Annotated in this window: 19 protein-coding genes; 12 read left to right on the plus strand and 7 right to left on the minus strand. The window is 42.7% G+C overall.

Annotated features, from left to right (window positions below; translation table 11 throughout):
* Positions 1-162: 162 nt before the first annotated feature.
* The 3 genes from FTT83_RS09880 to FTT83_RS09890 all read right to left on the minus strand — a co-directional run bounded on the left by FTT83_RS09880 (position 163) and on the right by FTT83_RS09890 (position 4,108).
* Entirely contained in the window at positions 163-1,476 is a 1,314-nt protein-coding gene (locus FTT83_RS09880; RefSeq protein WP_086197626.1) for an ammonium transporter, read from the minus strand.
* A gap of 414 nt (positions 1,477-1,890) precedes the next feature.
* A complete protein-coding gene (locus FTT83_RS09885) occupies positions 1,891-3,204 on the minus strand; it encodes an ammonium transporter (protein WP_180176563.1) in 1,314 nt (437 codons plus the stop codon).
* Between the two features lie 304 nt (positions 3,205-3,508).
* Complete coding sequence (locus tag FTT83_RS09890; protein WP_004704287.1) at positions 3,509-4,108, minus strand: XRE family transcriptional regulator; 600 nt, start codon at positions 4,106-4,108, stop codon at positions 3,509-3,511.
* Between the two features lie 294 nt (positions 4,109-4,402).
* On the opposite strand from FTT83_RS09890, the gene glnT reads away from it, so the two are divergent.
* The 7 genes from glnT to FTT83_RS09925 all read left to right on the plus strand — a co-directional run bounded on the left by glnT (position 4,403) and on the right by FTT83_RS09925 (position 13,170).
* A complete protein-coding gene (gene glnT / locus FTT83_RS09895; RefSeq protein ID WP_004704285.1) occupies positions 4,403-5,800 on the plus strand; it encodes a type III glutamate--ammonia ligase in 1,398 nt (465 codons plus the stop codon).
* A 66-nt stretch (positions 5,801-5,866) separates the two neighbouring features.
* Entirely contained in the window at positions 5,867-6,781 is a 915-nt protein-coding gene (locus tag FTT83_RS09900; RefSeq protein WP_004704283.1) for a glutamine amidotransferase family protein, read from the plus strand.
* Positions 6,782-6,814: 33 nt separating this feature from the next.
* Complete coding sequence (locus FTT83_RS09905) at positions 6,815-7,540, plus strand: hypothetical protein (protein ID WP_004704281.1); 726 nt, start codon at positions 6,815-6,817, stop codon at positions 7,538-7,540.
* Between the two features lie 27 nt (positions 7,541-7,567).
* Positions 7,568-8,902 carry an FMN-binding glutamate synthase family protein gene (locus FTT83_RS09910; protein ID WP_004704280.1) on the plus strand — a complete coding sequence of 445 codons (1,335 nt, stop codon included), beginning with the start codon at positions 7,568-7,570 and terminating at the stop codon, positions 8,900-8,902.
* A 1,001-nt stretch (positions 8,903-9,903) separates the two neighbouring features.
* A complete protein-coding gene (locus FTT83_RS09915) occupies positions 9,904-11,124 on the plus strand; it encodes an integrase arm-type DNA-binding domain-containing protein (RefSeq protein ID WP_180176562.1) in 1,221 nt (406 codons plus the stop codon).
* Positions 11,125-11,370: 246 nt separating this feature from the next.
* Positions 11,371-11,532, plus strand: a complete 162-nt coding sequence (locus FTT83_RS09920) for a hypothetical protein (RefSeq protein WP_180176556.1) — start codon at positions 11,371-11,373, stop codon at positions 11,530-11,532.
* Between the two features lie 3 nt (positions 11,533-11,535).
* Positions 11,536-13,170 (plus strand): SulP family inorganic anion transporter, encoded by a 1,635-nt coding sequence (locus tag FTT83_RS09925; protein WP_180044239.1) that lies wholly within the window; start codon positions 11,536-11,538, stop codon positions 13,168-13,170.
* Between the two features lie 299 nt (positions 13,171-13,469).
* On the opposite strand, the gene FTT83_RS09930 is transcribed toward FTT83_RS09925, so the two are convergent.
* The gene (locus FTT83_RS09930; RefSeq protein WP_180044241.1) at positions 13,470-13,697 is read right to left on the minus strand and encodes a hypothetical protein; all 228 of its coding nucleotides are present in this window, start codon (positions 13,695-13,697) and stop codon (positions 13,470-13,472) included.
* Positions 13,698-13,814: 117 nt separating this feature from the next.
* Positions 13,815-15,893, minus strand: coding sequence for a polyphosphate kinase 1 (gene ppk1, locus FTT83_RS09935; protein WP_166171854.1), 2,079 nt, complete (start codon positions 15,891-15,893; stop codon positions 13,815-13,817).
* A gap of 423 nt (positions 15,894-16,316) precedes the next feature.
* Here ppk1 and FTT83_RS09940 point away from each other — a divergent pair, with 423 nt between their 5' ends.
* The 5 genes from FTT83_RS09940 to FTT83_RS09960 all read left to right on the plus strand — a co-directional run bounded on the left by FTT83_RS09940 (position 16,317) and on the right by FTT83_RS09960 (position 23,009).
* Positions 16,317-17,063, plus strand: coding sequence for a beta-ketoacyl-ACP reductase (locus FTT83_RS09940; RefSeq protein ID WP_092819548.1), 747 nt, complete (start codon positions 16,317-16,319; stop codon positions 17,061-17,063).
* 85 nt (positions 17,064-17,148) lie between these two features.
* Positions 17,149-17,493 carry a phasin family protein gene (locus FTT83_RS09945; RefSeq protein WP_086197569.1) on the plus strand — a complete coding sequence of 115 codons (345 nt, stop codon included), beginning with the start codon at positions 17,149-17,151 and terminating at the stop codon, positions 17,491-17,493.
* Positions 17,494-17,615: 122 nt separating this feature from the next.
* Complete coding sequence (gene phaC / locus FTT83_RS09950; RefSeq protein ID WP_180176561.1) at positions 17,616-19,385, plus strand: class I poly(R)-hydroxyalkanoic acid synthase; 1,770 nt, start codon at positions 17,616-17,618, stop codon at positions 19,383-19,385.
* A gap of 81 nt (positions 19,386-19,466) precedes the next feature.
* The gene (locus FTT83_RS09955) at positions 19,467-20,645 is read left to right on the plus strand and encodes an acetyl-CoA C-acetyltransferase (protein WP_180176560.1); all 1,179 of its coding nucleotides are present in this window, start codon (positions 19,467-19,469) and stop codon (positions 20,643-20,645) included.
* Between the two features lie 468 nt (positions 20,646-21,113).
* On the plus strand, positions 21,114-23,009 hold the full coding sequence (locus FTT83_RS09960; RefSeq protein ID WP_180044451.1) for a bifunctional UDP-sugar hydrolase/5'-nucleotidase: 1,896 nt from the start codon (positions 21,114-21,116) through the stop codon (positions 23,007-23,009).
* 202 nt (positions 23,010-23,211) lie between these two features.
* On the opposite strand, the gene FTT83_RS09965 is transcribed toward FTT83_RS09960, so the two are convergent.
* Positions 23,212-23,394, minus strand: coding sequence for a hypothetical protein (locus FTT83_RS09965; RefSeq protein WP_086197565.1), 183 nt, complete (start codon positions 23,392-23,394; stop codon positions 23,212-23,214).
* Between the two features lie 407 nt (positions 23,395-23,801).
* Positions 23,802-25,379, minus strand: a complete 1,578-nt coding sequence (locus tag FTT83_RS09970) for a Na/Pi symporter (protein ID WP_180176559.1) — start codon at positions 25,377-25,379, stop codon at positions 23,802-23,804.
* Positions 25,380-25,588 lie beyond the last annotated feature (209 nt).

Here is a 25,588-nt window from a genome sequence, read left to right on the forward strand (position 1 = left end):
TCATGAAATACGGTATTCTGATGTGACAAAACCTGAATCCTGGTCGTTAAAGTGTTTGTTTGCACTCATATTTTAACTGTTAGGACTCAGGTTTTTTTATTTAAAGCAAACTATGGGACAGCAGTGGGGCCGAAGCCCTTGTTACTTGATTTTCCACGGCCTTTAATTATAAGCACGTTCGTTATGATCACTGACATCCAGGCCTTGTTGTTCCTGTTCTGCCGTGACACGTAGCCCCACGGTTTTATCAATGATTTTCAGCAAGATCCAGCTCAAGATGCCGACATAGGCAAAGGTCATCGCAATACTGGCCAGTTGTGCCAAGAATTGCGGGAGCAGGGAAATGCCTTCAACATTGCCGCCCAACTCCGGAATACAGAAAATACCGGTCAGCAGGCAGCCAACCATACCGCCAATGCCATGTAATGAAAATACATCCAGCGCGTCGTCTACGCCGAGCTTTTTCTTTAGTATCATAATCGCGTAATAGCTGGCCATACTGGTGAGCAGGCCAATCACAATTGCACCAAAAGGGCCAACATAAGCGGCCGCCGGGGTAATGCCCACCAAGCCGCCAATGGCACCTGAAGCCAGACCAAAGGCTGTGACATGGCCGGAATACATTTTTTCAGCAAACATCCAGCCGACAATACCACCGCAGGTTGCCAGCATGGTGGTCATCAAAATCAGTGCGGCTGAAGAATTGATGGCCAGAGCCGAACCCACGTTAAAACCGAACCAGCCGGCCCAGAGCAATGCTGCGCCAATCATCACAAATACTACATTGTGCGGCGGCATCGGCGTAGCAGGCCAGCCTTTACGTTTGCCCACCACTATGGCACCAACAAATGCCGTGACCCCGGCGGCAATATGTACCGCAGTACCGCCGGCAAAGTCCAATACTCCCCAGTTATGGAATAATGCACCTTTGCCGCCCCATACCATATGCGCCATTGGGCCATAGACCAGCACTATCCACAGAGATGAAAAAATAACCGTTGCCCGGAATTTCATTCTTTCCGCAAAGCCACCCAGTGCAATACACGGCGTTATCATGGCAAAGGTCATCAGGAACACAATCAAGATATATTCAGGAATGCCACCTGCCAGACTTTCTGCGGTGATGCCCTGCAGCATCAGTTTATCCAGGCCACCGACAATGCTGTTCAGGTTATAAACGCCCTCTTGCATATTAGTGGTATCGGTTGCCAGGCTATATACCCCGGCCACCCATAAAATGCCGACAATCCCGGCAATCGCAAAAAACTGGGTAAATAAAGACAGGATATTTTTGGCGCGGACCATACCGCCATAAAACAGCGCAAGTCCTGGAATAAACATCAGCAGGACAATAACAATAGAAACCATGAGCCATACAGTGGCAGGTCCATCAATCGTTCCCTCAGCGGCAAAAACTGCGCTAGGCGACAGCAGTACACTCAGCATGAGTAACTTCTTCACATTGTTCATTATCATGAATTGCTCCTGAATCTCATGAATATGGATTTACATTAGCTTGACCATTTTTTGGTGGGAATTGGTATTACTAAAGGGAATATTTCTTTCATGATTCAAGATGCAATTCTTATACCACTAGTCTGTAATTAATAATTATTTTATTATTTTTCAAGTATATATTTTTACTTAATTTACAGTTAAACGATCTATCATAATCATTTTAAAGCTAGGACGTCTATATCTCAAAAGAAGTAGTCCTTTAGCCATGGTCAGGTGTTTTCACCCCGGGAAAGCAGATGGGAATTGCCAGTCTCGGCATTGTACTTGCAAAAATAAAAGCAAATGCCCTGAAGCATTTGCTTGGTGAAGTTGAAGAATTTTAAATGGACTAAAATGAAATTTTAATTTATCAGTTGAAAGCTGGCCGTGGCGTTAATTGTTATATGCACGTTCGTTGTGATCGCTGACATCTAGACCGCGCTCTTCCTGTTCCGGGGTTACACGTAAACCGATGGTCTTATCGACGAACTTCATAATCAGCCAGGTCAGCACGCCACAATAAATTACGGTGAGTACAATACTGCCTGCCTGTGCAGCCAACTGGTTCAGCAGGGAAATGTCGGCCACTTTGCCGCCCAGTTGCGGGATGCAGAAAATACCGGTAAGCATACAGCCGACCATGCCGCCTATGCCATGCAGAGCAAAGACATCCAGGGCATCATCAATCCCCATTTTATGCTTCAGCTTGGTCACGGCATAAAAACAGCAGATGGCGGTGATAAAGCCGATCGCCAACGCACCAAAAGGTCCGACATAAGCTGCTGCAGGGGTAATGCCCACCAATCCGCCAATCGCACCTGAAGCCAGGCCCAAAGCCGTGACATGATGGGTATGCATTTTTTCAATCACCATCCAGCCTAAGATGCCGCCGCAGGTCGCCACCATAGTGGTCATCATGGCAATGGTGGCCGATGCATTTACCGCGAATGCAGAACCGACGTTAAAGCCGAACCAGCCTACCCATAAAAATGCTGCGCCGATCATGGTATAGACCACATTGTGCGGGGGAACGGGTACAGCCGGCCAGCCTTTACGCTTGCCTAATACAATTGCGCCGACTAAGGCGGCAATGCCGGCATTAATATGCACCGCGGTACCGCCAGCAAAGTCCAGAACTCCCCAGGTGTGCATGATTGCACCTTCACCGCCCCAGACCATATGAGTCATTGGTCCATATACCAAAACCAGCCACAGAGCAGAAAACAACACCACCGCGCCAAACTTCATGCGTTCAGCAAAAGCACCTATGGCCAGACAGGGGGTAATGATTGCGAAAGTCATGCCAAAAATGATCAGAATATATTCAGGTACACCGCCCAGCAGAGTATTTTCATCAATACCCACCAGAAAGGCCTTATTTAAACTGCCGACAAAGCTGTAGAGATTGGTTACCCCTGCTTGCATATGGGTTTTGTCTGCACTCATGCTATAAACCACAGTCAGCCACAGTACACAAACCACGCCTGCCACAGCAAAAAACTGGGTATAAATGGACAGAATATTTTTGGCGCGGACCATACCGCCATAAAACAGTGCCAAGCCGGGAACAAACATCAGCAGTACCAGCAGTGTGGACAACATCATCCATACAGTGGAGGCGCTATCCAGATCGGTTTCACCTGCAAAGGCCAAGCCAGGCAGCAGCAGGTTCGCTGCGACAATTCTTTTTAAATGATTTACCCACATAAGTTGTACTCCGGATTTTTTTACTAGGCTGTAAAGATCAATATCCCAAAATCAATGCGCTGCAATAATATATTCTTATTGGGAATATTTATTTATTTTTAAGCAAAGCAATTCTTATACCAGAGTTGAATTTTGATCTCTGCAACAGCGGAGGACTGTTGTCGTAAAGGAGGGGGCTGTTGAGATGGCGAAGGGGCAATAAGGGTAGGGCAAGATAAACTTTGATACGCTACCGCACGGTTTATTCGAAGCATATAAACAAAAAAGATGGCACTGCCATCTTTTTTATAAAAACAGGGCCGCTTTATTCGGCCTGGTTATCCCCATAGTTCACCATAGAGATCAAACGGATCGGGACTTTAATCAGTTGTTCTGGGCCATGCGGAATTTCACCATCTAAAGTCAAGCAGTCGCCTGGCTGCATATGAAATACTTCATCGCCATGACGGTACATGATTTCACCTTCAATCAGATACAGCATCTCTGTTCCCGGGTGGGCAAAGGTGGGAAATTCTTCGCTGGCATCATCCATGCTGACCAAATAGGCTTCAAAGTTTTTGCGCGGCCCGCGAGAATGGGTCAGCAGATGATACGTATGCCCTTTTTCGGTACCGCGACGCACCACTTCCATTCCTTCGCCTGATTTCACAATCATTGCCCGGCTTTCCTGATGGTCATATTGACTGAATAAGGTGGATAAGGGTATTCCCAGTACTTCACATAGGCGGCTTAGCGTTTCAAGGCTGGTCGAGACCTGAGCATTCTCAATTTTACTCAGCATACCCTGACTGATTTCAGCAGTCTGCGCGACTTCCGCCAGTTTCAAGCCCTGTTCCTGACGACAGCGTTTGATTTGAATGCCAATGTACTGTTCCAGTTTAAGGCTGTTCTTGTTTTGTCTCATTATGGATCAACTCGCACTGTTTTGAATCTAAATCCTGCTGACTCTTAATCAAAATTAAAAAGCAGCCCCGATATGGAATGAAAGTATTATTTTATGAAACTTTTATTCTCTTTAGGAATATTAAGGCTTTTAGGCCCCAAGCACAAATTTTTTAACCGATCTAAAAAAGTTGGCAAGAGAATTGCTTTCTCTTTAGGAAAGAAAGTTTCTTCTGCTGAATAATACATTGAATCAAATATCTGTGCATTATTCGAGCCAAATATCATTTTTTGTCATATCGGGAGTATGTCAAATATGTTCCAGCAGGCCATCGTAAAAGAGTTCTTTGAAGAAGAACAGGACATCATTAGCAAGCCCAAGTACCGTGCAGAAGTACAGAAAGTCATTGATGATCATCAATTAAAATATGTATTGGCTCAGTTTGTCGATATTCATGGGTCAGCAAAAACGAAATCTGTACCGATTTCGGGTCTCAAAGCCATTGAAGGTGCAGGGGTAGGTTTTGCCGGTTTTGCCATTTCAGGGATGGGAATGCAGCCGCATGGTCCAGACTTTATGGTGAAAGGTGATTTATCTTCTTTAACACCGGTACCCTGGCAGCCCGGTTATGGCCGTGTGGTCTGTGAGGGCTATGTCAACGGCAAACCGCATCCCTACGATTCTCGCTATGTACTGCGCAAACAAGTTGAGCGCCTGTCGGCTAAAGGCTGGACCCTCAATACCGGCCTGGAACCTGAATTCAGCTTGTTCCGCCGTGGTGAAGACGGCAAACTGAAAGCAGTCGATGAGTCAGACAATCTGGACAAGCCCTGCTATGACTATAAAGGTCTATCCCGTTCACGCCAGTTCCTGGAACGGATTACCGAGGCTTTAATTCCAGTCGGTTTTGATATTTACCAAATTGACCATGAAGATGCAAACGGCCAGTTTGAGATTAACTATACCTATAGTGATGCCATGAACTCGGCGGATATGTTCACGTTCTTCCGTATGGCGGCCGGTGAAATTGCCAATGATTTGGGCATGGTCTGTTCATTTATGCCCAAGCCAGACCCGAAACGTGCCGGCAATGGCATGCATTTCCACTTGTCGATAGGCAGTGCAGAATCCAGCAACCTATTTAATGATGACAGTGATCCGCAAGGCATGGGCTTGTCAAAAATGGCCTATCACTTTATTGCAGGGTTGCTTGAGCATGGTCCGGCCCTGTGTGCCTTCTGTGCCCCAACTGTGAACTCATATAAGCGCCTGGTGGTGGGTCGCTCCCTTTCAGGTTCGACCTGGGCACCGGCATTTATTGCCTATGGTTCAAATAACCGCTCCGCCATGGTTCGTATCCCTTATGGCCGTATTGAACTGCGTTTGCCGGATGCCGGTTGCAACCCTTATTTGGTTTCTGCAGCGATTATTGCTGCCGGCTTAGACGGTATTGAACGTGAACTGACCCCGCCACCTGCATGCAATGAAAACCTGTATACCTTGAGTTTGGAAGAAATTGCTGCACGTGGTATTGGCACCCTGCCTCAATCCCTGAAAGAAGCTGTCGAGGCTCTAAAAGCAGATCCGCTGTTTAGAGAAACTCTCGGTGCTGAAATAGTTGACGAATTCATCCTGCAAAAAAGCATGGAATGGGTTGAATACAGCCGCCATGTTTCAGATTGGGAAATTCAGCGCTATACCGAATTTTTCTAAACTTTATTTTCACCCCATAGCGTCCCTAGGACATGAATTAAAAAGAGCATTTAGCGGAGAACAATTATGTGCGGAATCGTAGGCTTATACTTAAAAAATCCAGCTTTGGAATCACAACTCGGTAAACTGTTTGAACCGATGCTGGAGTCGATGACCGGGCGTGGTCCTGACAGCGCAGGCTTTGCCATTTATGGTGACGAAGTGTCTGAGGGCTGGGTCAAACTCACCTTGCAGTCGGTTGAAGATGAATTTGACTGGTCTGCATTTGCAGAAGCACTGAAAGCGGAACTGAACACCGACATGGACTGGTTCCAAAACGCCACGGCTGCAGTCATTAAAGCAAAATCTGATGAACAAACAGTGCGCGCGGCGATTGGCAAAATTGCCCCACAGCTCAAGATCATGAGTGTCGGTCAAAGCATCGAAATTCTTAAAGGCATGGGTTTGCCGGTCGAAATTTCTGAGCGTTTCGGTTTAGCGAATATGAAAGGCAGTCACATTATCGGTCATACCCGGATGGCCACTGAAAGTGCAGTGACCATGGAAGGCAGTCATCCATTTTCTACCGGCGCTGATTTATGTTTAGTACATAACGGTTCTCTGTCTAATCACGCCCGTTTACGCCAGGAGTTAAAACGTGAAGGCATCAGCTTTGAAACAGATAACGATACCGAAGTGGCTGCAGGCTATCTGACTTGGCGTTTACAGCAAGGGGATTCTCTGGCAGAAGCACTGAACAATGCATTGGACGATCTGGACGGTTTCTTTACCTTCGCGATTGGCACCAAAAACGGTTTTGCCGTGATCCGCGATCCGATTGCCTGTAAACCGGCCGTGTTGGCAGAAACCGATGACTATGTGGCCATGGCTTCCGAATATCAAGCCTTGGCATCATTGCCGAATATTGACAAAGCCAAGGTCTGGGAGCCAGAACCAGCCACCTTATATGTTTGGCAACGCAGTGCAGATCAAGCCGCCTAAGAATGACCCAGAATAGAAAACAGGAATAACCCTATGAATACAGCATTTGCAGAAAAAATCAGCACTTCAATTTTAAAAGATGAATTTGATTTAAGCGTAGACAGCATCCGTGATTTAAACCAGGCCCTGCATAGCAAAGAACTGACCGACAGCATTGTAGACTGGAAAGTCAGCAATCCAGGCGGCCAGCATAATATTGCAGTTGGCATTAAAGCCCCTGTGAATGTCACCATTGACGGCCATGCCGGATATTACTGCGCCGGCATGAATCAAGAAGCTCATGTCATCGTCAACGGTAATGTTGGGGTGGGCGTAGCTGAAAATATGATGTCAGGTTCAGTGTATATCAAAGGCAATGCCTCTCAAGCAGCAGGCGCAACAGCGCATGGTGGTCTGCTGGTCATTGAAGGGGATGCTGGGGCACGCTGTGGCATTTCAATGAAAGGCGTCGATATTGTGGTAGGCGGCAGTATTGGACACATGAGCTGCTTCATGGGACAGGCTGGCCGTCTGGTGGTTTGTGGTGATGCAGGCGACGCGTTGGGCGACTCGCTGTATGAAACCAGAATTTATGTCAAAGGTGTGGTGAAGTCTCTAGGTTCAGACTGTATTGAAAAAGAAATGCGTCAGGAACATCTGGCAGAACTGGCAGAACTGCTGTCTAAAGCCGGATTTGATGAAGATCCTGCTTCTTTCAAACGTTATGGTTCGGCACGCCAACTGTACAACTTCAAAGTCGACAATGCATCTGCATACTAATCAAGCGTAATAATGGAGCAATCAATCATGACTCAAACTATCCAAGAATTTGAACCCGTGTTACGTGAATCTGCAACGTTTGACCGTTTAACCATTCAAGAAATCCAGCGTGCAGCGGCAACCGGCATCTATGACATCCGTGGCGGTGGTACCAAGCGTAAAGTGCCACACTTTGATGATTTGCTGCTGCTTGGTGCAAGCATGTCACGCTACCCGCTGGAAGGCTATCGTGAAAAATGCGGTACCGATGTGGTACTGGGTACACGCTTTGCCAAAAAACCGATTCATTTAAAAATTCCTGTAACAATTGCCGGCATGAGCTTTGGTGCATTATCTGCCAATGCCAAAGAATCTTTAGGCCGCGGTGCATCTATGGTCGGCACATCTACCACAACCGGTGACGGTGGCATGACCCCTGAAGAACGTGGTCATTCGCAAACATTGGTGTATCAATATTTGCCATCGCGCTACGGCATGAATCCTGACGATTTGCGTAAAGCAGATGCGATTGAAATCGTACTCGGACAAGGTGCTAAACCCGGCGGTGGCGGTATGCTACTGGGCATGAAAGTGACGGAACGTGTGGCAGGCATGCGTACTTTGCCAGTGGGTGTCGATCAGCGCAGTGCTTGCCGTCATCCGGACTGGACGGGTCCAGATGACTTGGCAATTAAAATTGCTGAAATCCGTGAAATCACCGATTGGGAAAAGCCAATCTATGTCAAAATCGGGGCCAGCCGTCCATATTATGACGTAAAACTGGCGGTGAAAGCTGGTGCAGATGTGATCGTGCTGGATGGCATGCAAGGCGGTACAGCAGCTACCCAAGAAGTGTTTATTGAGCACGTCGGTATTCCTATTCTTCCTGCCATTCCGCAAGCGGTACAAGCCCTGCAGGAAATGGGTATGCACCGTAAGGTTCAGCTGATTGTTTCTGGTGGTATCCGCACAGGTGCCGATGTGGCCAAAGCGATGGCATTGGGAGCAGATGCGGTAGCAATTGGTACAGCAGCGCTGATTGCGCTCGGAGATAACCATCCGCGTCTAGACAAAGAACTGAAAGAAATTGGTTCAGCAGCGGGTTATTATGATGACTGGCAAAATGGCCGTGACCCTGCAGGGATTACGACCCAGGATCCAGAACTATCAAAACGTCTCGATCCGGTTGAAGGTGGACGCCATTTGGCCAATTACCTGCGTGTTTTGGTCTTGGAAGCACAAACCATGGCACGTGCCTGCGGTAAATCGCATTTGCATAATCTGGATCCGGAAGATCTGGTGGCACTGAATGTCGAGGCGGCGGCAATGGCTCGTGTACCGCTTGCTGGAACCAACTGGATTCCAGGTCAAACGCAGTATTAATAAACCCTCATCAGATGGAGATGCATCATCTCCATCTGATGATCTCATCGATAACCTGATTTAAATCTTGCAAGGTTGCTGAAACTTATTAGATTAAATCTTTTTTAAATATTTTATTTGTAATAAATACAATTACATAGATAAATATTTCTCCATCAGGTCATTCGCAATGATCTTGGCTCATTTATTTTAAAATAAGAATTTTCCAAATTTAGTCATATTTCAAGACTGATTTTTAAGCCACAGGAACATACAGGGAAGGATAAAATTTCTATCTATCCTCATACAGATGTTTATCTTGCATGTAATAAATCAATATTCTGTTCAATCCGGCTTTGAATCATATGGAGCATTTCTGATCGAATCTGCTCAGTCAACAGATCATCCGCGATCTGATTGAATTAGTGCACAACCTCTCAGAAATCGAAATCACAATTTCATCGGCGACTGGCACAGAAAAGCTCGGCTTGCCAAGAACCCCGTTTGACCATCACTGGTTGGCTAAGATCCAGCGCCTTATCATAATCTCCATTTGCTGATATCCAGCGGGATCTTCACAGAAAGTGACATCGTAAGCGGCTTAAAGCCGTCCAAGGTTTTAGGCTGTATTATCCCCTGTAATAGCCTCCCTAGAACGGTTGCCAAATTCAGTGGTTCTTTGCCAATATTCTATTCATTCACATCATACTCCTGTTGCCTGACCGTTTGACTGTCTTATTGTCTTCGTTGGGGGGGGCATATTTGGATACATAAAAAACTCGCTGATCAAGTTAATTTAACTCTTTCTCGGCATTAAATTCCTAGAGCAGCAGTTTCAGATATCTTGCAAGTAATATTGGTGGTACTTAAGCTGGTAACTAAAAATGAAATACTAAAAATTAAATTAATATAAAACAATAAATTAAAAAATAGTATGATGCGTATGATACGCATCACATAAAAATTGCTTAAATTTGCTATAATTAATATCTACAGTGTCATTAGTGGTTCGGTTTAAATTTATGAGTCTTACGGAAGCGAAGGTACGCCAGGCTAGGCCCAAGGAAAAAGTTTATTTTCTTACAGATGACGATGGTTTAAGTTTGAAGGTGGAATTGAATGGACGTAAATCTTGGAGTTATCGTTATTCAGTAGCAGGTAGTAATAAGCGTCCGCGGGTAAAGTTGGGCGAATATCCTTTCATGTCATTAAAAGAGGCCAGAACTACCCGGGATGAATATAAATTTAATGGTTATAAAAATGAAACAGTACGTAAAAAAAATATAAAAACATTTCAAGACATTTGCGAAGAATGGTTAGAGTTCAAAATAAAAAACTCTTTTAAAGATGAACCTCGTTGTGGTGTTATTCAATTGGCAAAAAAATTTTTAAATCATGAGATTTATCCTGATTTAGGAAATATGCCATTTAATGAAGTGAAAAGATATGATTTAGTGACTATCGTTAAAAATATAGAAGCACGTCATGTCAAGGAACCTGTTAAAAAAGCCTACAGTTATTTAAACCAAATTTATGATTATGCTGTGGCAATGGGTTATTGTGAATATAATATTGCTCATGGATTAAATAAAATATTAATAAAAAATAAAATCAAAAAAAATTATCCTTATTTAAAATCAGAAAATTTACCTAATTTTATAACCAGATTGAGTCAAGTTAATACGGACCCTATCATAAAAAAAGCCTTATTATTTAAACTTTATACTGGAGTTCGTGGGGCTGAGCTTCTACTTTGTGAACCACATCATTTTGATTTAGATAATAAAATTTGGAAAATACCAGCTTTGCATATCAAACAGTTCCGACGGAAAGTCATTTTAGGCTATGATATTCCTGATTTCCTAGTCCCTTTATCAGCCCAAGCAATGACTCTGATAAAATCGGCTTTAGCTTGGTCTCATGGTGAAAAATATGTATTTTCTAGCCCCCGTTATCCAGATAGACCTCTGCATTTTAATACATTAAATATAACCATTCGAAAAATGGGCTATGATAAGGATGAACTATCTGCACATGGTTTACGTTCTACTTTTAGTACTATATTAAATGAATCTGGATTATTTCAGTCAAATTGGATTGAAGCGCAACTATCACATACGGATAAAAATAAAACACGGGCAAGCTATAATCATGCTGAATATCTTTTACAACGTATTGAAATGATGCAGTGGTGGGGGAATTATATCGCTAGCCTAGTTAAGGATCAGGTTGCACAAGATTAATCTATATAGGCTTCTTCCATAAATTATTCTTACTTAACTGCAATTTCTAGATTGAGGCAGTTAAATTTAATCAAATTAAATCTCAAATTCGCTTTTTTACTCGGTTACCGACAATACTCATCAAGTATTTTAAACTGCCAGATATATGATCAGTCCCCATTCTTCTTTTATTGATTTATGATAGGAATCTCATATTGATCAGATAGCCAAGTTCTAATTAAAACCGCTTTTTTTACAGACTTTTATTTGACTGATTTGTTATGCTGTCGGATGATTGATGAACACAATTTTCATGTGGCACGTGATTTAGGACGGCGTCAATTAATTATCACCGATGGTGATCACCACCTTTGTGCGGTGTACCTGCAGCATGAAGATGCCCTCACCGACTATACAAGATTTGACTAGTCTATGACAGCTGCTAAAAAGTTCCCTATTTTTGATGTGATTGCAGGTTTATCTATCGCAGGTTTACTGCTGCCTGAAGCGGTCGCCTATTCCAATATGGTCGGGTTGCCACCGCAAAGTGGTCTGGTGGCACTGGTGCTGGGCTTAGTGCTGTATGGTCTGATCGGGAATAGCCGTTTTGCGATAGTTTCTGCGACCTCATCTTCTGCTGCAGTCATGAGTTCAGGTCTGGCAACCATAGTCATGTTTTCTTCGCCGGAACGGGCAGGTCTGGCCTATGCCCTGGTATTTCTGTCGGGCATTTTACTGGTGATCGCAGGGTTATTTAAACTTGGAGATGTGACACATTTTATTGCAAAACCTGTACTGAAGGGTTTTTCCTTTGGCCTGGCACTCAGCATTGTGCTGAAGCAACTTCCTTTAGTATTACAGGTACATCCCGAACATAGTAATTTTTTTCGTCAGTTGTGGGAAATGCTACAAGCCTATTCAAGCTGGAACTGGCATGCTTTGATCATGGGACTTTGTACCTTTTTCACTTTGCAATTAACCCAGCGCTATAAAACTATTCCAGTGGCCTTGTTGCTGATTATTTTAGGTATTAGTTTCAATGTGATGGGATATACCCACGCATGGGGAATCCGTTCTGTTGAGCATTTTGAGTTGGTTCTACCGAGTATTCATTTGCCTCAGTTGAGTATGAATAGCTGGTTGCAACTGGTAGAACTTTCACTGGCCGTTGCACTGATTATTTATGCCGAATCTTATACTTCAATTCGTAGCTCGGCCCTAAAATACCATGATGCAATCCAGCCAAATCGTGACCTGATTGCATTGGGTGTGAGCAATATCTGCTCAGGACTGTTTAAGGGAATGGCGGTTGGAGCAGGTTATTCGGCGACTTCAGCCAATGAATCTGCAGGGGCAAATAGCAAAAAATCAGCCTGGGTAGCAGCGCTGGCCGTGGTGATTTTTTTACTGTTTTTTCGCCAGTATATCGCCAACATTCCTGAACCCGTTTTGGCGGGTATTGTGATGTATGCAGTCAGTGGACATATTCGTTTTGCCCCATTTAAACAGTATTTTATCTGGCATAAAGATCGCTTGTTGTCGATTATTGCAATTTGGGCAGTGATTATTTTTGGTGTGCTCAATGGGTTACTGATTGCAGTGCTGGTGAGCATTTTAATGTTATTGAAAAGCTACTCTGTTCCTCGAATTGCCTGGCTTGGACGTCTCAATGGCGGGCATGATTTTGTTGATATTAACCGTTTTCCTGAAGCTGTAGCACCTGATGCTATTTTAATTGCACGGCCTGATCACCCCCTGTTTTTTGCCAATGCAGAAAAAATCTGTCATGCAATTCTAAAAAAGGTTTCTGAGCAAAATTATCAGCATGTGATTTTGAATCTTGAAGAATGCCCAAGCCTTGATAGTACCAGTATTGAAGCATTGTTATTGTTGGCTGAGCATTTGCAAGAGGAGGGGATTAAGCTAAAGTTGGCACGCGTACGCCGTTCAGTCGCAGAAACTTTATTGTATGTGAATAGTCCTTTATTCCCCCGGCCGAGTTATGATGCACAAAGTGTCGATGATGCCGTGAGCCAGATAGAAAATCATCGTTCGACAGCAACTTAAGCGCACGGCGTAAACCGCACGTACGATACAACTCTGGAAAAAACGACTGAGAGCATCCTCTACCTGATCGTCCGGTTACAATCAGCAAAATGCGAATCTTGCTGGATGGAAAACAATACACTGAACTTATGGGCAGAACATTTTGCTGTCAGCACACATGCAGTATTTAAAATATGTACTTGCTCAAAGCTGATCCTGACAGTGTACTATTTTAATAGGATCTGTCAGGTTATATCGGACAATTGATCAAGAGCAATGACATAAAATAATTTACAAGTTTATTAAAAATTTTGTACTTCTTACTTTATTTTAAAATGATGTTTCTCTGGAATAAGTTTGATTTTTATTTTTTTATAAAGTCGCTCTTCGGCATTTTCTGCTGATTTGGTCACTTTATCCGCAAATTTCTGATCAGACATAAGCATGGCATACGTTTTATAGCCCATTTCAAGCGCTTGTGTTTTATTGCCTTCTTGTTCAAACTGTTCAATTAATTTGTTGATCTTTTTAACACTGATATCGCTCATGTAGTTGACTCATTCCCTCTTAATTTTTACTTTAGGATTGGATTGTTACAATTTAGTTAAAATGAATTTAAATCATTGCAAGTGATTGTCATTTATACAATAACTCGCAAATTTTCGTTAAAAAATCTGATTCATTAATTGTTGCTGGGCAATGTAGACTGGTTGTCCACTACCAGGCTGACATTGTATCCAGGTTCCATCTGCGTGTAATTCCCATGCACGCCGATTATCTTTGAGATAATTATTCAATCCTTCTTCAAGAATTTGTTTGCGAATTTTTTTATTCTCGATCGGGAAACAGGTTTCGATGCGAGAAAACAAATTACGTCCCATCCAATCCGCACTGGCGCAATACAGTTTGCTGTCACCATCATTATAAAAATAATACACTCTAGTATGTTCCAAATAACGTCCGACGATTGAACGTACACGAATATTGTCAGAGAGTCCTGCAACTTGTGGTCGTAAGCAACAAATTGAACGAACAATCAAATCGATTTGTACACCTGCTTGTGATGCTTGATAAAGTTCATGAATCAGTTGCGGTTCAGTTAATGCATTGACTTTAATAATGATCTGCGCTTTTTTTCCTGCTTTACTGTTTTTAATTTCCTGCTGTATGAGTTCAAGTAATTGTGAATGCAGGGTAAATGGCGCGTGAAAAAGTTTTTCCAGCTTTATGGTTTTTCCCATACCAGTTAATTCTTGAAAGATTTTATGTACATCTTCACAAATATCAGCATCACTAGTGAGTAAGCCATAATCGGTATAGATTTTGGCATTGGTCGCATGATAGTTACCTGTACCTAAATGAACATAACGTTTAATTTTGTCTATTTCACGACGCACGATCAGAATCATTTTGGCGTGAGTCTTATAGCCAACAATCCCATATACGACCACTGCGCCAGCTTCTTGTAATAGATTGGCAACTTCGATATTTGACTCTTCATCAAAGCGTGCACGTAATTCAATCACGGCAGTGACTTCCTTCCCGTTCCGTGCCGCTTCAGCAAGGACTTGCACAATTTCAGAATCTACACCACTGCGATAAAGTGTTTGTTTTATAGCTAACACATGTGGATCACGGGCTGCCTCTTTCAGCAACTTAATGACCGGAGCGAAAGAGTGAAAAGGGTGGTGTAATAAGACATCTTCGGTTTTTAATACCTCAAATATCGATTTTTTACTATACAACCCTTTTGGTAATTTTTGTACATAGGGAGGGAAACGTAACTCGGGTAAATTAAAGTTCGATATAAAACGAGCCAGGTTAACAGGACCATTCACCAGATAGAGCTGATCTTGATCAAGATCAAATTGTTCCAGTAAATAATCAGTAATCATCTCTGGACACGCTTTATTTACTTCGAGTCTGACAGCGCGACCAAAACGCCGGGATGAGAGTTCCCCTTTTAAAGCAATCGCTAAATCTTCTACATCCTCTGATACGGTGAGGTCAGCATTTCGTGTTACCCGGAATTGATAACACCCCGTGGTGATCACTCCTGGAAATAATTCATGAATATGTTGCTGAATGATCGCGGAAAGTAAAATGTAGTGCTCAGCCTCACCAGAAACATGCGTGGGTAATTTAACTAATCTTGGCAATGATCGAGGGGCAGGAACAATCGCTAAATCAATTTTTCGTCCAAAGGCATCGTTGCCTTCCAAAGTGACAATAAAGTTTAAGCTTTTATTGGCTAAACGAGGAAAAGGGTGTGCGGGGTCTAGACTGATGGGGGTTACAACAGGTTGAACTTCATGATGAAAATAATCTTTAATCCATGCTTTATGTTTTTGAAGGATATCACCATGCTGAATAAAATTAACTCCATTGCCTTGCAGTTGTGGCAGGATATTATAGTTCAGTATTTTATACTGTTCCTCAACGGCCTCATGTGCAAGCTTAGAAATCGTCGTCAGTATTTCTGAGATGAATAAATTATCCGGACGGGTCTTATTATGGCTAGACAGCTCAAATTGCTGTATCAAACTCGCGACACGTATTTCAAAAAATTCATCTAGATTTCGTGAAAAAATAATTAAAAAATTGAGTCGTTCAAGTAAAGGATATTCAGTATCTTTCGCCTGTGCCAATACTCGCTTATGAAATTCAAGTAAGGAAAGGTCCCGATTAATATAAGTTTTTAATGTATGTATGGAAGAATTTGAAGGCACACTTAAAGCAGTCATTTATGGCTCTTATATCATTAGATAACAAGGTTCAAATCAATTGAATAAACATTCATAAAACCCTTAAATGAGACAAACTGATTTTCAGTACATTAAATAAGAAAATTATTGTATTAATAAAAGGCTAAAATTGAATTCTATTCAACTTTAACAGTCTGCGGAAATTACATTACAGATTTGTTAAATTATACCTTATATATTATTTAAGCGTATGTTATTTATACTTTTTAGTGATTTTTTTGCATTATTTATTTAATTTTTCTTTTTTGCAGTTACTCAAACCTAGAGCCATTTACATTTGCTCATAAAAAATCGATCGCCTGTAATCGAGCCTTAACATAGAAAGGGTTAATTTAAGTCCAGATTCCAAAGAATCTTTGTGAATTCACTCAACCATTTTTTCGATTTGCTAAAGGTAAAGATATGTCCGAAAGAAAAGTCGCATTTGTGACAGGGGCACTCGGTGGTATTGGTAGTGAGATTTGTCGTCAGCTGGTAAAGGCAAATTATAAAGTGATTGCAACGGTTGTGCCTCGAGAGGAAGACCGTGAAAAGCAGTGGTTAAAAAGTGAGGGATTCCAACAGGAAGATGTCCGTTTTGTCTTAACCGATCTGACCCATCATGCTGATGCGACGAGCGCAATCGAGGATGCGATACAGGCTGAAGGTCGCGTAGATGTGTTGGTGAATAATGCCGGCATCACACGCGATGCAACATTTAAGAAAATGTCCTTCGAACAGTGGTCACAGGTAATCGATACCAATTTAAAGACACTATTTACCGTGACCCATCCAGTCTTTAATCAAATGCTGGAGCAAAAGCAGGGACGCATTGTCAATATTAGTTCGGTCAATGGTCTGAAAGGACAGTTTGGTCAAGCGAATTATTCAGCCGCAAAAGCGGGCATGATCGGTTTTACCAAGGCTCTGGCTCAGGAAGGTGCACGTTCCAATGTTTGCGTGAATGTTGTAGCCCCGGGCTATACGGCAACACCGATGGTGACTGCCATGCGGGAAGAGGTCGTAAAAAGTATTGAAGACCAGATTCCTTTGCAGCGTCTTGCCCAGCCTGAAGAAATTGCAGCGGCAGTCATGTATCTGGTCGGTGAGTATGGCACCTATATTACGGGTGAAACCTTATCGATCAATGGCGGTTTATACATGCAATAAGTCCTGTGCTCACTGAGCCAGTTTTTTCATTTATTTTTTAACAATAACTAAATTTTAAGTACTATAAATCAATGGAGTAATACACATGCTATATGGCGATATCTTTTCAAACATGAATGCTCAGTACAAAAACATGTTTGAACCTTATGCAAAATTTAACAGTCTGGTGGCAAAAAATTTTGCGGACCTGACCAATTTACAACTCAATGCTGCACGTCATTATGCCGATATCACATTGTCGCAAGTCTTTGCCAACAGTGAAGTCAAAGACATGCAAAGTATGATCAATTGTGGCATGAAGCAAGTGGAAACCATGAGCAAACTCAGCCAGCAAATGATTGATGATGGCCAAAAACTGGCAAGCTTGGCCACTGAATTTAAAGCCGAGTTTGACAAGTTAGTTAGCGAATCGATGCCGAACAATAAATAACGGTTAACAGTCCTAATGAAGATTGAAGACTAGCGAGCGGGGAAGTGGAGATCACTTCCCCGTTTTTCGATTCCATTCCTGATAGGAAAGTGAGGAATGACCCAGTATGCGGAGTGGTGCAAATGCAGCAGAATCTTTTTCAGTTTAATCAGAACGTCCAGCGTTTTTTCGATGTCCATGAAGAAATCTGGAAGAAAGTACAAGAATTTTACTATGGCGATAATCCGCTCAATGATGCATTGAGCAAAGTCAACAGTGAAGATATGAACCTGTTCTTTCAGGCATTAACCAAAAATCCGGCACGCTTGATCGAGATGCAGAGCAAATGGTGGATCGGTCAGATGCAGATTTACCAAAATATCATGCTGCGCAGTGTGAACAAGGATATCCAGCCTCTCGTGAAACCTGAGCCGGGTGATCGCCGTTTCAAGGATACACTTTGGCAAGAACCCAATTACGATCTCTTGACCCAGTCCTATCTGCATTTCAGTCAATTGGTACAAGAAATGCTGGATGAGGTCGAAGGCATCCCAGATAAAGTCCGCCAGCGTATCCACTTTTTCACCCGCCAAATGGTGAATGCCTTTTCTCCCGGCAATTTTTTATGGACCAATCCGGAAGTGATCCATCAGACGGTACAGGAACACGGGCAAAACCTGGTGCGTGGCATGGAAATTTTCCATGACGATATCATGAACAGTAGCAAATATCTGTCCGTACGTATGGTCAATAATGACTCGTTCCGTTTGGGAAAAGATCTGGCCTATACGCCAGGTGCGGTGGTCTTTGAAAATCCGGTTTTTCAATTGTTACAGTATGAAGCGACCACTGAAACTGTATATCAGACGCCTATTTTGCTCATCCCGCCTTTTATTAATAAATATTATATTCTGGATTTGCGTGAGCAGAATTCTTTTGTGAACTGGTTACGTCAGCAAGGGCACAGCGTATTTTTAATGTCCTGGCGTAATCCGGGAGCTGAACAAAAGGACATGCACTTTGAGGACCTGATTACCTCCGGTACGGTTGAGGCGATGCGTGTCATTGAGGAAATGACCGGAGAAAAAGAGGTCAATGCTATTGGTTATTGTATCGGTGGTGCGGTGCTTGCTGCGACGCAGGCGTACTATGTGGCGAAACGCCTGAAGAATCGCGTCAAGAGTGCCACCTATCTGGCCACAATGTTGGACTTTGACAATCCAGGCAGTTTGGGTGCTTTTATTAATGAGCCGGTCATTCAAGGGATTGAAACTTTGAATCAACAGGTGGGCTATTTTGATGGCCGTATGTTGGCGGTGACCTTTAGTCTGTTACGCGAAAATACCCTGTACTGGAACTATTACATTGAAAATTACCTGAAGGGCAAACATCCGTCCGACTTTGATATTTTGTACTGGAATAGTGATGGCACCAATATTGCCGCACATGTGCACAATTTCCTGGTACGCAATCTGTACCTCAATAACGAACTGATTCAGCCGAATAAGATCAAGATCAATGGTGTGGGTTTAAATCTGTCGAAAGTGAAAACACCGAACTTTTTTATCTCGACCCAGGAAGATCATATTGCACTATGGGATACGTGCTTTAAAGGATCTACCTATCTGGGGGGTGAAAGCACGCTGGTACTCGGCGAATCTGGACATGTGGCAGGCATTGTCAATCCGCCAAACCGCAACAAGTATGGCTGTTATACCAATAATATACCTTATGAAAACCCGAAACAGTGGCTGGCAGATGCCCAGTTCCATCCAGAATCCTGGTGGTTACGCTGGCAGGAATGGATCGCACCTTATACCGGCGATCAGGTTCCGGCGCGTACATTAGGTAGTGCAACTTATCCTGTCAAGGAAGCTGCACCGGGCAGTTATGTACAGGTCAGTCTGTTTTAGCATTTAGATATTCTCACTGCCGGCCAATCGTATGGGGGCAGGAGTATCAAGCAAGACATGAGTTAAAAAATAGGAAATAAAATGAAAGAAGTTGTGATTGTTGCCGCAAAACGTACCGCGATTGGAAGTTTTTTGGGTGGCCTGGCTAGCGTCAGTGCACCGCAGTTAGGAAAGGTAGTGATTGCTGCGGTATTAGACGCTGCCGGAATAAAGCCAGAACAGGTAGATCAGGTCATTATGGGGAATGTGTTGACTGCAGGTGTGGGACAAAATCCGGCACGTCAGGCAGCAATTGCAGCGGGTATTCCGGTTTCAGTACCCGCTTCGACCTTGAATGTGGTGTGTGGTTCGGGACTGCGGGCTGTTCATTTGGCCGCACAGGCCATTGCCACTGGTGAGGCTGATATTGTCGTGGCAGGTGGTCAGGAGTCGATGTCACAAAGTGCCCATATTATCCAGATGCGTAACGGACAGAAGATGGGCAATGCGCAATTGGTGGATAGCATGGTCTATGATGGTCTGACCGATGTGTATAACCAGTATCACATGGGAATGACTGCTGAGAATATTGTGGAAAAACTGTCGATTAGCCGTGAAGATCAGGATGCTTTGGCACTATCTTCTCAGCAGCGTGCAGTCAAAGCACAGGTGGAAGGGAAATTTGACGCAGAAATTGTGCCAGTGCAAGTGCCACAACGTAAAGGTGATCCGTTCGTTTTTGATCGTGATGAATATATCAAACCCGAAACGAATCAACAGAGTCTAGCCAAGCTGCGCCCAGCCTTTAAAAAGGATGGGACAGTGACTGCAGGTAATGCCTCGGGGATTAATGATGGTGCAGCAGCCGTATTGGTGATGAGTGCCGATAAAGCAGCAGAGCTTGGTTTACAGCCACTAGCAAAAATTAAAGCCTATAGCCTGTCTGGTATTGAGCCGGAAGTGATGGGACTTGGTCCTGTAAATGCTGTGAGAAAAACATTAGAAAAAGCAAGCTGGTCTTTGGACGAGGTTGATCTGGTAGAAGCCAATGAAGCCTTTGCCGCACAAGCTTTAGGAGTGTCGAAAGAACTGGGCCTCAATATGAAAAAGGTTAATATTAACGGCGGGGCCATTGCTTTAGGCCATCCGATTGGAGCCTCAGGCTGTCGAATTTTGGTCACTCTGTTACATGAAATGCAACGTGGCGAAAAGAAAAAAGGACTGGCGACCTTATGTATTGGTGGTGGAATGGGCGTTGCATTAGCGGTTGAGCGATCTTAAAAATTATTTCTGATTGCGAGAAGCTTTGTTGCATAAAGATTTTTAAGCCTACACGTCCCTCACATATTTTGACCAGTGTGCTGTATATTGGTCACTTTTTGGCAACAGGAGTCGCTGCTAAAAATTTATGATCATTTACTAAGTCCCCCACTTAAAAATACTATGCGGGGACTTACATCAGGCTAATAAGAGGTATTGTTAAGGAATTGAGTTGATTGAATAAAGTATCAATTTAAAAAACTGAAGACATATAGCGGATGGTTGCATTGATGATCACATCAAAACATTCTTAAATGATATGTTGCGATAATAGCTCTATGCTAGGAGCTTTAGAATTTTTGTGTTGATTTAATCGATAAGGAGAAATATAAAATTTCTCCTTATTTTATTGTGCGGGAAATAGCTAAATTAATGAATTTTAAACAATAGTTCCACATGATATATGATTAAATTATGATCAAAAAGGGGATGGCTGTGGCCTTTAAAAGCAGAAGTATTCAATATTCAAGTATCACATGCAGTTTATTCGTTTCCAGTATATTTTTAGCTGGGTGTAATGATAGTAAAGACAGTACCAATATAACGCCTGTCATTCAATCTCAACCACTGGAAGTCAATGTATTGCATATTAACGACAGCCATTCACATTTAGATGTTTCAAGTACCAAATTACTACTTGAAACATCTTCAGGTAATCGCGAGTCAATCCAGGTCTCAAATGGCGGATTTGCACGAGTTGCGGCATTAATGAATACCCTAGCTAGCATAGATAAAAACCCGATAAAAATTCACTCAGGTGATGCAATCACTGGCGATCTGTACTTCAATTTGAAAGAAGGTGAAGCCGAAGCAGACCTCATGAATACGATATGCTTCAATACGTTAACACTAGGCAATCATGAATTTGATAATACCGATGAAGGTTTAAAAAAATTTATTGGTTTCCTGAATAATAAAGGCAGCTGTAAAAATAAAACACAAGTTTTAAGTGCCAATGTCGAGTTCGGAAAAACCTCACCGCTTTACCAGACTGATCTTGTAAAACCCTATACTATTATTAAGAAAGAAGGGCAAAAAATCGCATTCATCGGTTTAACCATTGCTGATAAAACCAAGAATGCCTCTCGCCCAAATGCAGATACCATTTTTAAAGACGAAGTAACCACTGCACAAAACTATATTGATCAGCTCAAGCAGCAAGGTATCAACAAAATTATTATACAGTCTCATTTAGGCTATGGCATGGATAAAGCACTGGCTGCACAATTGTCTGGTGTTGATGTCATTGTGGGTGGTGATTCACATACCTTGCTGGCAGATGCAAAGCTGAAAAACTATGGAATGAGTCCAGATGGCAACTACCCAACAACCCTAAAAAATAAAGATGGTGAACAGGTTTGTGTTGTACAAGCATGGCAATATGCCTATGTGGTTGGTCAATTAAAAGTAAATTTTGATGCCAACGGAAAAGTGCAAGCATGTACCGGCAAAGCAAATGTATTAATTGGAGATGATTTTAAGCGCAGTGCTAAAGATGCTCCAGCCCTGAATACTACTGAATTAGATGTGATTAAAAAAGATATTGAAAGCAGTAACAGCTTGCGTATTGTTCAACCTAATACTGCAGCTTTAGCTATCCTGGAACCGTATAAAGTTGCTAAAAATTTATTGGGCAAGGAAATTGTTGCGAATGCCCAAGAAAATCTATGCCTGCGTCGTGTACCCGGAACGACAAAAGATACATCACGTTCCACTTTAGGGGACATCTGTAATAAATCAGATTTTACCAACCAACATGGTGGTGATGTGCAACAACTCGTGGCTGAAGCATTTTTGCAACAAGGTAAAAAGTATTTTAATGCCGATATCTCGATCCAAAATGGCGGTGGTGTCAGGGTGGATATTCCCCAAGGTGATATTTCTGTAGAGAAAATTTATACGGTATTGCCATTTAAAAACACATTGGTGCAATTGAAGGCGACTGGGCTAGAAATTAAAAATGTACTTGAAGATGCGATGGATGCAGTCGTAAATAACAATACCGGTAGTTATCCCTACGCGGGTGGACTGCAGTGGGATGTAGATTTATCCAAAACCAAAGGTCAACGGATATCCAACTTAAAAGTTCACAATGCACAAGGAATTTATGAAGCTTTAAATCCAGACCAGACCTATCAGGTGATTACCATTAATTTTCTGGCAGATGGTCAAGATTTTTATAGCAGTTTTAAAAATATCACCGGTGAACGACGTGTAGAGGTGGGACTGGATTATGCTGAAGCCTTCTTGGATTATGCAAAAAATGAAAAAGTGTTGAAACGCTTAGCTATTGAACGCTACAGTACGCAGACTTATAAAGAATAAGCTGACTTGATTAGTCCGGGTCAGCCGAATGATGACTGACTCGGAGCATGTAGAGCCTGTAAATCATTATAGTCAAGTTCCAAATCTGGTCTTGGTCAATTTTTCCATTTTTTATCGTATGCGAGCATACTCCAAAATATTGTGCAGTTTTGTCTTTAAAATTTTTGAATATCTTCAGTCTTCTACTGTAATAGAATCCTACTCAATGAGGTTGCTTATAATTGCTTGTTGTATCATGGTGCTGATGATAGTGACTTGATTTATGCATTTCATGCTCATCAGATTTATCTTTAGGATTCTTTTGTGGCTGAAGATCCTCTTGATTTGTCTGTTCTTCAGCTCTTTTAGATTCCGATTCATCTTTGGGGTGCTGTTGCTTGGTCATTTTATTTATCCTTTTCAAAAATTATAAAATTACCGATTGTTTAACCGACCCAATTAGAATGCGCGGACGCAAAAAAAAGAGATAGTTTTATATTGTATTGGCTTTGTTGCACCAAAGTTCTCTAGATATTTACTATTAAAAAATGGCGAAGTCGTATCTATCACCGCGACTATAGCCATCGTCACAGTCGGGCAGGATGAAACACTGGAAAACGTCATCGAAAGGGCAGATCAGGCCATGTATGGGAAACAGCAGGGACGTGACAGAACCGTATTCGCATGATCAGAATGAGTCTTGAGCTCGATTTTGAATAGTCGAGTCCCCCCCAAATGACCCCATCCTTCATGATTGAGCACAATTTTCACTTGTCGCTCTACCTAAAAACCATTCAAGAACTGTTCTCGGCATTAACGTTCAGCTAGCACCTTGGATAATCTTTTGGTATGGGCAATTAATCGGTCCAGCCAGCGTTTTGCTGCCAGCAGTTTTAAGCTTCTGGCTGCACTCAGCCGGTTCAAAGTGGCATATTGCATCACTTCCTCACGTAAGGCTGTCCGATGCTCATCGCTCCACTGTTTGAGATTGGTCACTTCCTGCTTAAAATTCTCAATCTTTTCAGCATTTTCTAAAAAATCCGGATGGCTGACATAATGCTCGAGAATATTTAAAAAATCTAAAGCCACTTGATAAATCTGTGGTTGGGTTCGAATAGCCAGTGCATAGGGAACACCTTCCAGATCACTGCGTAGAACCCGAATATACACCATCATCCTTAATAAAGAGGTCAGTCGCTGTTTATCCTGTTGATATTCTGGAACGACTATTTTTTCTAAATATGCCTCTAGATACTCAATCTCTTGATCTAATTGTTGTAATTGTTTTGGGCTCAGATTGACGCCTTCCTGAAATGCACGACGTAATATCTCAAACATCTGAATCAGGATTTGATAAGTCACTTTTTCTGCAGCAATGATGGCCACACTTGGAATGTCCAGATTGGATTCATCCAGAATTTCTAGGGCACCGGACTTTTTCTGCGGTAAAAACTTACAAATGAGCTGATTAAAGGGATGGATCAAGGGCATAAAAATACATGCGCCGATTAAGCTAAATAAAGTATGAAATGCTGCCACAATGACGACTTCATCCCATTCAGCAATATATTGAACATGACGGTAGGCCCAGTTAAATAAGGGAATCAACAAAAAGAAAGCAAATATCGCACTGACCACATTAAAAAGCACATGCACCGCTGCAGTCCGCTTGGCATTCACCGAGCCGCCAATCACAGCCAGTACTGCGGTTGCCACTGTCCCGATATTTTGTCCAATCACCAGTAACAAGGCTTGCTGCAGATCAATCGCAGTACTGGCTAAAGCTGCTAAAGTCGCGGTAATAGCGGCACTGGAAGACTGCAGCAAGACCGTCATGATCAGTCCGATCCAGACCAGAAACAGTTTCTGCCAGAATGAATCATAGTGAAAAATGGACAAATCGACTTGTTGAGCAAGACCTGACATCGCAAGCTGTAATTGCTCAATCCCAAAGAAAATTAGGCCAAAACCTGCAAGCGCAAAACCGAATAAGGCCAAACGCCCATGTGTTAATAATTTGAGCAACGCACCTACAGCAATCAGAGGTAAGGCAAAAGTGGTGATAGAAAATTTCACCCCGAGTAAAGCCACCATCCAGCCGGTACTGGTCGTTCCGATATTGGCCCCTATAATCACCCCAATCGCCTGGGAGAAACTCAATACTCCAGCTCCGACAAAACCGATAGTCGCCAGCGTCGTCGCTGTAGAAGACTGGACAATCAAGGTCAGACCAATACCAGAACATAGTGATTTCAACGGTGTTCCGGTAAATTTGGTCAGCCATAGCCGTAAGGTTTCACCAGCCATGTCCTTAAGACTGTCGGTCATTAAAATCATGCCAATCAAGAATAAACCAATACCGCCACAGAGCTGAGCAATAACTTCGAGCACAATTTTCCCAAGGTGTTTTTAGCATCAGCATACCGTCTGATCCAGGCGATGTCATTAACTACAATCCGAAGATAGGATTTGGTCATAGGGATTTTGATCACGGGTTGAGCTCAAAAGCCCGATAGCACTGCAATAAAATACAATCCAGGTAAAAAAATCACAAAATATTCATCTGCATTTTTTTAAAATGATGTCGGTCAGCTTGATCT

Source organism: Acinetobacter sp. YH01018 (genome assembly GCF_013420295.1).
Lineage (GTDB): Bacteria > Pseudomonadota > Gammaproteobacteria > Pseudomonadales > Moraxellaceae > Acinetobacter.